This window comes from Bradyrhizobium sp., from assembly GCF_052389815.1.
In the GTDB taxonomy this organism is placed as follows: Bacteria; Pseudomonadota; Alphaproteobacteria; order Rhizobiales; family Xanthobacteraceae; genus Bradyrhizobium.
On record NZ_JBQTHN010000016.1, the window covers coordinates 113,041 to 123,601 of the forward strand.

Annotated in this window: 9 protein-coding genes; 4 read left to right on the forward strand and 5 right to left on the reverse strand. The window is 60.9% G+C overall.

Features of this window, described 5'->3' with window-relative positions; translation table 11 throughout:
- Nucleotides 1–134 precede the first annotated feature (134 nt).
- The 4 genes from ACT4OC_RS04335 to ACT4OC_RS04350 all read right to left on the reverse strand — a co-directional run bounded on the left by ACT4OC_RS04335 (nt 135) and on the right by ACT4OC_RS04350 (nt 3,364).
- The gene (locus tag ACT4OC_RS04335) at nt 135–1,328 is read right to left on the reverse strand and encodes a DUF932 domain-containing protein (RefSeq protein ID WP_211379701.1); all 1,194 of its coding nucleotides are present in this window, start codon (nt 1,326–1,328) and stop codon (nt 135–137) included.
- A 691-nt stretch (nt 1,329–2,019) separates the two neighbouring features.
- A complete protein-coding gene (locus tag ACT4OC_RS04340; RefSeq protein WP_444837732.1) occupies nt 2,020–2,211 on the reverse strand; it encodes a hypothetical protein in 192 nt (63 codons plus the stop codon).
- Nucleotides 2,212–2,347: 136 nt separating this feature from the next.
- Nucleotides 2,348–2,845: a thermonuclease family protein gene (locus ACT4OC_RS04345; RefSeq protein ID WP_444837733.1), complete on the reverse strand. Its 498-nt coding sequence runs from the start codon at nt 2,843–2,845 to the stop codon at nt 2,348–2,350.
- Nucleotides 2,846–2,890: 45 nt separating this feature from the next.
- Nucleotides 2,891–3,364 (reverse strand): hypothetical protein, encoded by a 474-nt coding sequence (locus ACT4OC_RS04350; RefSeq protein ID WP_444837734.1) that lies wholly within the window; start codon nt 3,362–3,364, stop codon nt 2,891–2,893.
- Nucleotides 3,365–3,497: 133 nt separating this feature from the next.
- Here ACT4OC_RS04350 and ACT4OC_RS04355 point away from each other — a divergent pair, with 133 nt between their 5' ends.
- The 4 genes from ACT4OC_RS04355 (at nt 3,498) to ACT4OC_RS04370 (ending at nt 6,977) form a co-directional block, all read left to right on the forward strand.
- Nucleotides 3,498–3,704, forward strand: coding sequence for a hypothetical protein (locus ACT4OC_RS04355; protein ID WP_444837735.1), 207 nt, complete (start codon nt 3,498–3,500; stop codon nt 3,702–3,704).
- 23 nt (nt 3,705–3,727) lie between these two features.
- Nucleotides 3,728–4,024: a hypothetical protein gene (locus ACT4OC_RS04360; RefSeq protein WP_444837736.1), complete on the forward strand. Its 297-nt coding sequence runs from the start codon at nt 3,728–3,730 to the stop codon at nt 4,022–4,024.
- A gap of 92 nt (nt 4,025–4,116) precedes the next feature.
- Nucleotides 4,117–4,779 carry an SOS response-associated peptidase gene (locus tag ACT4OC_RS04365; protein ID WP_444837737.1) on the forward strand — a complete coding sequence of 221 codons (663 nt, stop codon included), beginning with the start codon at nt 4,117–4,119 and terminating at the stop codon, nt 4,777–4,779.
- Between the two features lie 125 nt (nt 4,780–4,904).
- On the forward strand, nt 4,905–6,977 hold the full coding sequence (locus tag ACT4OC_RS04370; RefSeq protein ID WP_444837738.1) for an ATP-dependent helicase: 2,073 nt from the start codon (nt 4,905–4,907) through the stop codon (nt 6,975–6,977).
- 163 nt (nt 6,978–7,140) lie between these two features.
- On the opposite strand, the gene ACT4OC_RS04375 is transcribed toward ACT4OC_RS04370, so the two are convergent.
- Nucleotides 7,141–10,533, reverse strand: a complete 3,393-nt coding sequence (locus ACT4OC_RS04375) for a TM0106 family RecB-like putative nuclease (RefSeq protein WP_444837739.1) — start codon at nt 10,531–10,533, stop codon at nt 7,141–7,143.
- Nucleotides 10,534–10,561 lie beyond the last annotated feature (28 nt).

Genomic DNA, 10,561 nt, shown 5'->3' on the forward strand with positions numbered 1-10,561 from the left:
CTCCAACCCGTTCAAGGAGCGAAGCGCCGCCCTCTTGCTCTCAGAGGGCGGCGCCACGAAGAAGACGAAACGGAAAAACGCGGAAGAAGCAAACCCGAGGACGTGGGAAGTTGGCATGCCCGGCTTCGTGGTAGTCAGGCGACGCGATCCAAGAGCTTCTTCGCCTTCGCCTCCATGTCGAGGCGAGCGTCCTGGTGAGACTTGTTGCGGGCGACGGCGGTGATGCCCTGCACAAAATCGAAGATGCTTTCAGGCGGGCGGCCTTCCTCCGCCAACACTGCATCGATCACCTTGCCTGTCTCGGCCTTCGAGAAGCCGCGGCGACGCAGGAACTCGGTGCGATCGTCGTCGTTACGCGCCACGATCCGCTCGCGGGCGGCCTTGACGCCGTTGATGAAGGGCATTGGCGAGGAGTTGGCGAAGTTCAGCAGCGCTGGGGCCGCTTCATGGGCGAAACGATTTGCGGCGTATTTGGAGTGACGAATAGTGATCTCCTCGAAGTCTTCCACGCCCCACAGATTGCGGTTTTGGCAGACTGCACGGAGATAGAAGCTCGCCATGCCGAGTGTCTTCGCCCCAACCTCCGAGTTCCAGCAATAGAAGCCTCGGAAGTAGAGGTCGGGCGAGCAGTCCCTGAGACGGCCAGCTTCGATCGGATTGAGGTCATCGACCAGAAACAGGAAGACGTCCCTGTCGGAAGCATACAGCGTCGTCGTGTCCTTGGAAATGTCGACACGGGGATTGTAGGTCCCGGTCGACCAGTCGAGCACACCCGGCACTTTCCACCGCGTATCGCCCGTGCCATTGCCGGCGATGCGCTGCACGGCCTCAACTAACTCGTGGTCGAAAATTCTGCCGTAGTCTGGGCTCGTGACGGCGCGAAGCTCAACGCGGCTATCTTCGGTCTCGAGCGTTTTGATCTGTTCGACGCGATTGGCGGTCAGGCCAAATTGCAGGTTGATGCCTGCGAGTGCCGCAGGAAGATGCCGCAGGTAAGCGGCCGGCGCGCCAACCTGGCTTGCAAGCTGGCCGAAGCTCCAGTGGGTCGGCGCGACTGGCCTGTCCGAGCCCGGCAGCATCAGGGCCAAGCGCTCGGGGTCCTCGCGGCTTGCTTCCACATGGATGAGCGCGCTTTCCACCACGCGCGTCCGGCTGCGGTCCGTGCGATCACGCACCGTCCGGGCCAGTTCGTTGAGAGACAGATAACGCTGATCCGCCGGACGGGAAAACCACTCAGAGGACACCCGACCGACGCGCTCGCCGCGACTTACGTCCACTCTGTAACCGCCGCTGGCGTCGCGGCGGGCATCAAGAACCTGCGTATTCATGGGAGCAATCTCCATGACGGGCGCCGGAAGACTCTCCTCCGGCCCTGAACCCGTCACGGTCAGCGCCACCCCACTCTTCCTCTCCTGCATCGTCTATCGCCGACGCCGACGAAAATTCCGCTCCCGCCGCATCTTCCGTCAGGGATGGAAGCCCGAAGGGTGAAAACCCGGCTCAAGCCGGGGTTTCAGCGCCAGCCGACAGCCCGGTCCCGCAGGGAGACGGCAAACCACTGGGCTGCCGCTCATAATGGTCTGGTTGCAGGTTCATGTTCGGCCGGGCCAACACCAATCACCCAATCAGGGGTTTTTCTTGCTCTTGACGGCTCCGCAGACAGTCTACCACGCATTACGTTCTAGCCCCCGGAGAGTCTCTTCGGCCGAAGCGCAGCGAAGGCAAGAGAGAACGCAGCCGACGAAGGGGCAGTGATAGCGACGCGGGCATGAAATGCCCGCGGGCACCGAGGCGACTGCAGTCGCGAGACCGGTTAAAAAGGCACCCGCGTTCGGGGCAGTGATAGCGGTGCCGGCATGCAATGCCGGCAGCCCCTAACGCGAGAGCCTCCGGCGAGCGACACCGTATCGCGCAAGGGATCGAAGCCGGACGGCCGAGACGCGTCAGCGGCTCGGTTCACGAGAGCCCGGTCCGCGGCTAGCGGATGCGCACAAGCAGAAGAATCCGCTTACACTTGAGTCAGAGGATCTGGATTTCCTCGCGCGCATTGGTCTGCGCGTCATAGATCCTGATCTGAAGCATGGGAAAACGCTTCTTGAGTTCTTCTCCACCTGCCCTTGCGCCATCCTTGGTTGCAAATTCGGCTTTCAGTCGGCCATCCACTTCGAGCGCGTAACCAGAGGCCGGCAGTTCACGATTGGTTGCAACCATTTCATTCCCATTGTGCAGTGAGGCGGTTGGGACCGATGGATTAACGTGAGTCGCCCAAACCACGCTAGAGCCACCTGCGCGACTGTGTGCGACAGGCCACCGCACGTTGTGGATTGGCGCCTCGCATTGGAGTTCGTCATGGATGAGCACTTGCGTCGTCCGAACAGGCGGACGGATTTCCGTTCGCGCGGATGCAGGCACGATAGAGCCACGGTTCGACATAGCTGCCCTTCCAGATACCTCGACCGGCGCGCTCGGCATCGCGCTGAGCCCCGGTGTATCTGCCTCTCGAGTATTGTCGCCAGTCCAGAGCAAGCCCATTGCGCACGAGCCATTCGCCGAGATCGACGCCCTCGACAGAACAAGTCGCAACGGTGCGGCCATAGGAGTCGACGCTGAGCGGGATGCAGTCGACGGGGCGCCGCGCAATGTAAGCACTCAGATCGTTTGCCGCCTGGCCACCACAGCGATATTGAAGGCTGTCCTCGCCGCGGCACAGTTGGCTGCTCTCCGGCGCGTCGATGCCCCATAGCCGGATGTGTATCCCATGAATTTCCAGCGTGTCGCCATCAATAACGCTGGCCTGGCCGACAACATTATCGGCCAGAGCTCCGCTCGATAACAGCAGGAGCATCGATACAAGGGCTCGGAGTTTGCTCACAACGTTGACTACCATTGATTACCGCAGATCGCGGGGATTGGATTTCGGCCAGCTCTCAAGCGGCTTCAGTGCCGGCAGATTCGCTGGCCGCTCGGGATAATGAAACTCGGTGCCGCGCAACCAGCGGCCCTGAAAGCTATCCCAGAACAGGATCGCATCCATCTGCCAGGTGAACTCATAAACTCTCCAAACACCGTCGCTCTCTATGACTTCACCCGTCGCGTTGAAGGGCAGGCTGTTGAGCTTGCAGAGAGCGTAGATCTCATCCCAGTGCTCGCGGATATAGCGGTCCTCGAGCGCTACGTGATAGGGCCGGTCGGCCCGCCAGCGCAGCCCGCCTCCGCGCGGATAAAAGCCTTGGCGGGGCATCAGAAATTCGGGAATGCGCGCGATCGCCTTGCCGATCCGGCGCGCCTCATCCGAGGAGAGCTTGCTGGCGCCAAAACTGTAGCGCTGTGCGTCATCGCGGCAATAAAGCCACGCGAGGGTCACGCCATTGGCGTCCTTAACGACGTAGCACTCGGAATTTTCCCGGACCAAGGTCCAGGGAGGCCTGAAACGACGGCTTGACTCCATGAGAACAAAATAAGAACATGACCCGTCGACGGTCAACCTGGAACGGGCCATGTCCTCGGTCTTTCAGCCGAACGAACAGGACGATGGACTCGAAGCGGCCGTCGGCCAGGCGATCGCCGTTTGCGACGGCGATCAGCGTGCGACTGTTCGCGCGCTGATCGTCGCTAACAACCTTTTGGAGTCAGAGATAGCGGAGTTGAAGAAGGCGGTATCGCACGCCTACACGCGCGGGCGCTTTCGGACCTACACGGGATAGACGCTGGAGGTGGTGAGGTATCGATGAAGCACCAGGACAAGCTTTCCTTCATCACGGATGACCAGGCCGAGCAGATGGGAGCCGACATGGCGATCCAGTTCATGCTCGCGACGCTATTTCAGATCGTGTCGGAGATGGCTGATGAGCCGCGCGGCTTTCGTACGGATGTTCATAGGGAACTTACCGACCTCATGGCAGCCTATAAGCTGCCACCAATGCCAGAGGATGCTGAGCGAAAGGTTCGAGCCGCCGCTGGCAAAATTCTCGGCGGCATCATGATGCGCTCATTTGAACAAGACGGGGTGAGGAAGGCATCGTGACGGCCGGGAATACAGACCAACGGTTTTCAGATGCGTGGCGTGCCCCGTCCGGTCGAGGTCGTTGCCCATGATCGTCGAGAGCGAACGCTGAAATGTGCAATCTGTATTCGATCACGACGAACCAGGCGGCGATTGCTGGCTTGTTCAGACGCATGAACCGGTACGTCGGCAACCTGCCGCCCATGCCCGGTGTCTTTCCGGATTATCCGGCACCGGTGATCCGCAACATCGGTGATGCTGAAGAGATGATCCTGATGCGCTGGGGCATGCCGCCGCCGCCGAGGAACAGTGGTCCGCCAGTAACCAATATTCGCAACACGTCCTCTCCGCACTGGCGCGGTTGGCTGAAGCCGGAGAACCGCTGTCTGGTGCCCGCGAACAGCTTTGCTGAATATGCTCCGGAGGCGAATCCTGAGACCAGGAAGAAGGACGTCGTCTGGTTTGCGCTCGACGACAGTCGTCCGCTGTTCTGCTTTGCCGGCATTTGGACCGAGTTCAAGGGAGAGCGCGGCACGAAGTCGAAGCCGATTCCTGGACCTCATCTCGTTTATGGTTTCCTGACGACGTCACCGAACGCCATCGTCGCGCCGATCCATCCGAAGGCAATGCCAGTGATCCTGACGACCGAGGAAGAACGCGACGTCTGGCTACGCGGTCCGTGGGACGAGGCGAAGGCGCTGCAGCGTCCACTGCCCGATAACGAGCTGCAGATCGTCATGCGCGGAGCCGACAAGGAAGACAAGGCGGCGGCATAGGCCCGTCTGCCTGGAGCGCCGGAACCACGAAGGGACTGAAGGACGTCCTGAGGCCGAAGCGCAGATCATCTCATTGCGATTTGAGTGAGAATCATCGAGCGTGCAGAACTAACAGGGGGACAATCGTGCTCGCGCCCGCGGCCGCATCATATCTTGAGACGCTCAACGCGGAACAGCGTCGAGCCGTCGAGCACGGGGTCACCGCCGACGGTCATGTCGGAGCTCCCCTTCTGGTCATCGCCGGCGCCGGGTCCGGCAAGACGAATACCCTTGCCCATCGTGTTGCCCACCTCATCGTCAGCGGCGCTGACCCGCGCCGGATCTTGCTGATGACCTTCTCGCGGCGCGCTGCGTCCGAGATGTCGAAGCGCGTCGAGCGGATCGCTCGTAAGGTCCTTGGCACTGATGCTGGGATCATGACCGACGCGCTCAGTTGGGCTGGCACCTTCCATGGTATTGGTGCAAGACTGCTTCGTGAGTATGCCGACCAGATCGGCCTCAATCCCGCCTTCACCATTCACGACCGCGAGGACTCGGCAGACCTGATGAATCTGGTCCGGCACGAGCGCGGGTTCTCCAAGACCGAAAGCCGTTTTCCCGCCAAGGGCACCTGCCTTTCGATCTACTCCCGATGCGTCAACGCCGAGACCCAGCTTGAAGAGGTGCTCGGAGCGTCATACCCGTGGTGCTCGGGCTGGGCTGCCGAGCTCAAAGATCTCTTTGCGGCCTACGTCGAGGCCAAGCAGAAGCAGAACGTCCTCGATTACGATGACCTTCTTCTGTACTGGGCGCAGATGATGAACGACGCCGCCATCGCCGACGATGTCGCTGACCGCTTCGATCACGTGCTCGTCGACGAATACCAGGACACCAATCGCCTGCAGTCGTCAGTTCTGCTTGCGTTGAAGCCCGGAGGGCGCGGCCTCACGGTGGTGGGCGACGATGCGCAATCGATCTATTCCTTCCGGGCCGCCACGATCCGCAATATTCTGGATTTTCCCGAACAATTCAGTCCGAGAGCGGAGCTCGTCACCCTCGACCGCAACTATCGTTCGACGCAGCCGATCCTTTCGGCGGCAAACGGCGTCATTGATCTCGCCAAGGAGCGCTTCACGAAGAACCTATGGACGGAGCGCGCGTCATCCGCAAAACCTCGCCTGGTCGCCGTGCGCGACGAGGCGGACCAGGCGCGCTACATCGTTGAACGCATTCTCGAAAACCGCGAGGAAGGGGCGCTTCTCAAACAACAGGCGGTGCTCTTCCGCACCTCCTCGCACAGCGGGCCGCTGGAGGTCGAACTCACCCGTCGTAACATCCCGTTCGTGAAGTTCGGCGGTCTGAAGTTTCTTGACGCCGCGCATGTCAAGGACATGCTCGCCCTGCTGCGGTACGTCGAGAACCCGCGCGATCGTGTCGCCGGCTTCCGTGTGCTGCATCTGTTGCCGGGTATCGGTCCCGCTTCCGCGCAGCGCATCCTCGATCACATGGCTGAAGCCACCGACCCACTCGGCGCGCTTTGCAGCCTTCCCTGCCCGCCCCGCACCGGCGATGACTGGACAGCCTTCGTCGAAGCTGTCGGAAATCTCCGGTATTCGGAGTGGCCCGCCGACCTTGAGCGTGCCCGCCTCTGGTACGAACCGCATCTCGAGCGCATCCACGAAGACGCCGAGGTCCGGCGCGCCGATCTTGTTCAACTTGAACAGATAGCCGGCGGATATCCCTCGCGCGAACGCTTCCTAACGGAGCTGACCCTGGATCCGCCGGACGCGACCAGCGACCAGGCTGGTGTGCCCTTGCTGGACGAGGACTATCTGATCCTATCGACCATCCACTCGGCCAAGGGCCAAGAGTGGAAGTCAGTGTACGTCCTCAACGTAGTCGACGGCTGCATGCCGTCGGACCTGGGGGCCGGCACCTCGGCCGAGCTCGAGGAGGAGCGCCGCCTTCTCTACGTCGCGATGACGCGGGCGAAGGACGATCTCCATCTGGTGGTACCACAGCGCTTCTTCGCCCACGGTCAGCACTCACAGGGTGACCGGCACGTTTACGCTTCGCGAACCCGTTTCATTCCCGAGAAGCTGCTCGGTCTGTTCGAGCGCACGAACTGGCCGACAGCGTCTGCAGAGGCCTCCGCACGCGGCCCATCCGAGGGACCCCGCGTCGACATCGGAGCTCGCGTGCGAGGGATGTGGCGCTGAAGCTTTGCGGAAGCCATGCGATTTCGAATCCCTCAGGCGATCACCCTAGATGGTCGGCCCGGGCGGAGACGCCACCGAGAGCTCGCGTAAGCATTGCCGAAATCTATTGCTTCCTAAACATGATAGTTGAGCGACGAAACTCGCTCTGAAAGTGCTCGGCATCTCAAAGCGTCGTTGCCATCTCCAAGTATCGACAGAAGGCATTGGCGAGTTGCATCTGCCGGGGCGTCCGGCACTCAGCCTCAAACAAGGTTGGCGAGGCGACGACGATGCACATGCATTTAGCACGGGACGTCGCCACGTTCAATCTGTTGGCGCTGTACAAGAACTCCATACCGCGCGGCGCATCAGCATGGCTCGAGGTCGTCATTGAGTAAATGACAATAGGAGCTTCCTGTCCCTGAAACTTGTCGACTGTACCGATGCAGGCGGTCGGCAGGCGCTCCTGCAAAGCAAAGACCTGGGCATTGTAGGGAGCGATGATCAAAATGTCCTTGAGCGTGAGAGGCGCCTCGACTCTGTCTCGATCAATCCAGCTGGTGTCGGATTGCATGATTTCATCGACGAGCGCGCAGACGCGTTCGACTTCCTCGGGTGATGAACTTTGATTACCTGCGTGTTCAACAGGCGAGTAGCGCAAACCGGCTCCTGTGATCCTGCCTTTCGACTTGATCCCTTGCTTTTCCAGTCCGGGCAGGGAGTGCAAGCGCCCTTCGTAGAATAGCTCCGAATTGAACGCGCAAATCGAAGGATGTAGCCGCCATGTCTCGGGCAGAAAGAGCCCGCGCTCCGGTGGGACGGTCGCATGGGCGCCAAGCAGGTGATCGAGCGCGGAAACGGCAACGCCGTCGGGATGACTCCCTTGAATCGGCTGCTCAAGCTGGCGCGGATCGCCGAGCAGGACCAGGCTATTGGCGGCCTGAGAGACGGCAAGCACATTGGCCAAGGACATCTGCGCCGCTTCGTCGATGAACAAAACGTCGATACTACATTTTGCGTCGGGTCGCGCCCAGAACCAGGCGGTTGCACCGCCAAGGCTGACGTCATCCTGCAGCGCTTCGAGAAATTCCGAATTGCTCGTGATGAGTTTAATGCCGGGTCGGTCTTTCTCTTTGTCCGAGACCTTCTGCATGCAACGGACAACATGCCCATCTTTCGTCGCTGCGGCGACGGCTTCGTCGAGAAGCTTGCCGATGACCGTGTGGCTGTTTGCCGTCACTCCAACGGTCTGACCTCGCTTTGCCAACGTGCTGACCATGCGCGCGCCGGTGTGGGTCTTGCCTGCGCCCGGCGGCCCCTGGACGGGAAAGACGCTTTCGTCGAGATGAAGCGCGACGCGGAGCGCAGTGTCCTTCGCAGCTTCGCCCGCCTGCTGGAATGCCTGCCCGCGAAGACGCGGCGCGACGGCCATTAGAATATCCCTGGCTGCACGATAATCGCCCTCGCGCTCCACGCCATGGTCAGCGACGTATTCGCCGATGCGCATGAGTGATTCGGCAAGCACCTGGGTTCCGACAAAGCTGTGCGCGAAGACGGCCTCGGGATGCAGGTTGGCTGTGTCGCCGCGCTTTTTGATGTCGATGGTGCGCTGGTCGAGCGCAATATCCGCAACGCGTCCGAACTTCTCACCGCCAAGGCTGTGAAGCTCATCCCCCGGACGAATATCGGTATCCTGCAAGACGAACCTGTAGCGGTGCACGGGCGTCTTGGCGGTGCCGTCGACTTGCGCGACGAATTCAAGGCCGGCCAAGCCGTCACGCTCGAACAAGAGATCTTCAGCGGACAGGTCCCGAAGCCGGAAATACTCCCACCAGACCGCCTTGTTTTCGCGACCATGAAAATCCAGCATTGAAGCAAGGAGCCAGCGCGCCTGCTGTTCAGAGGTCCGCTCGCCAGCGTCATCGGGCACGCCGTCGGTCAGCCGCGCAGCAAGCGCGGCAACCTTCTTCTGCCAAGCATCGAGCTCCGGGCTGATTTCCGGCTCTGGGATCGCGGGCCGGTCGATCGAAGCGCCGTTCTGGATGAGCTCGGCGCGAAGGCTCTCCAGCCAGTCACGCAAGCCTTTTGTTGAAGCGCAATCGTCGCGGTTGTATCCGCAAATGGCAGCCTTATCCGTTTCCGGAATGTTGTTGGCATCGGCAAGTTCAAGCCGTGCCTGCGTTCGTGCCATGACGACACGCACATCCTCCAAGGGTACAGCGCGCTCGAACCCATACAGAGGCTCAAGTTTCTTGATCGAGTAGCTTTCTACGCTCGCGCGGATCGCATGCCTCACGACGGCATAAAGATCGACGAAGCGCTCGGCACGCAGGAGGTTGTCGACGTCATTTTCACGCGTGGCGTAACGGCCCATCAAGCGCTTGATGGCGGCGGGCTCATAGGGAGCGAAGTGGTAGATGTGAAGGCCGGGATGCGCCTTGAGCCGTTCGATCACGAAGTCCATGAAGCGCTCGAAGGCCGCTCTTTCCTCCTGGCGGGTGGATGCCCAATCGCCGGTGTAACGTAACTTGCCCTCGTCATCCGCATAGAGATACCCAAACAGGAACTCCAAGCCGCCCTCACCGACGAACGGATCACCTTCAAAATCAAAGAAGATGTCGCCCGGCGAAGGCTCCGGCAGCCGTGATAATCCAAACCCGGCAATCTGGGGCAGGGCTTCAAAAATGACCGCGCCTTGGGTCCGGCCATCGACCTGGATTCGCGCCTGCTCGCGTATTTTTTCAAAGCTTTGCACCGCGCCGCGTTCTGGCCGCCACGGCAATGGCAGCGGAACGGCGGCCAGTGCAGCCATGGTACTTACGCCGCGCCTTTCAAGCTCGCCCGCTTGCGACTTGCTGATGCCGGCGACGAGGGACAGGTAATCGTCAGCCCTGCGACGCTCGTCGCAGTGGTTTCTCCAGCGGCAAATGTCACAGTGCTCGATCGGCTCGGGATAGGCACCATCCATGCGTGACGCGATCGCGCGCTCAAGGCTGCTTCTGACATGCCGGTAATAGGCCGCGTAGTCGGCTACGCGGTATAGTTCGGGCTCGTATTGCGTGCCTGGCGTCACGACAAAGGCGGATGCAGGAGGGCTGCCCTGCATGGACGACACAAGGTCGGAATAAAGTGAGACCTGAAGGACGGTATTGCCCTTCGTTTCCCGCGCGAGCTTGGTGTCGGTGACTTCATAGGACCAAGCGCCAAAATTACTCGGCGTTTCGACGCGACGCAGAACGTCGGCGCGTCCACTCCATTGGCCGGATTGGAGCGCGCCCTGAACGATGACGGTATCGCCACGCCGCATGGCCTCCGTGGTTGCCGCGACGGCGGCTGCATCAATGCCAACACCATCGATCACGGTTATGGCCGCCCCGCCACCCTTTAGATGTTCGATGAAGCCTTGCTCATGAAGCGCGCCGCGCTCTGCAAGCGTTTCAAGGACAGGATCCCAGATCTTTGGTTTCGCCAGCTCGCCATGCGCGACCTTGAGATCAAGCTCGGTCAGGTAGCGGCAATTCAGATGGCCGACCAAGTCGCCCGCGCTGAGTTGAAGTGTTTCGCCTATCTTTTGCATCTGTTTTCACCGCGACGATGGAACGAAC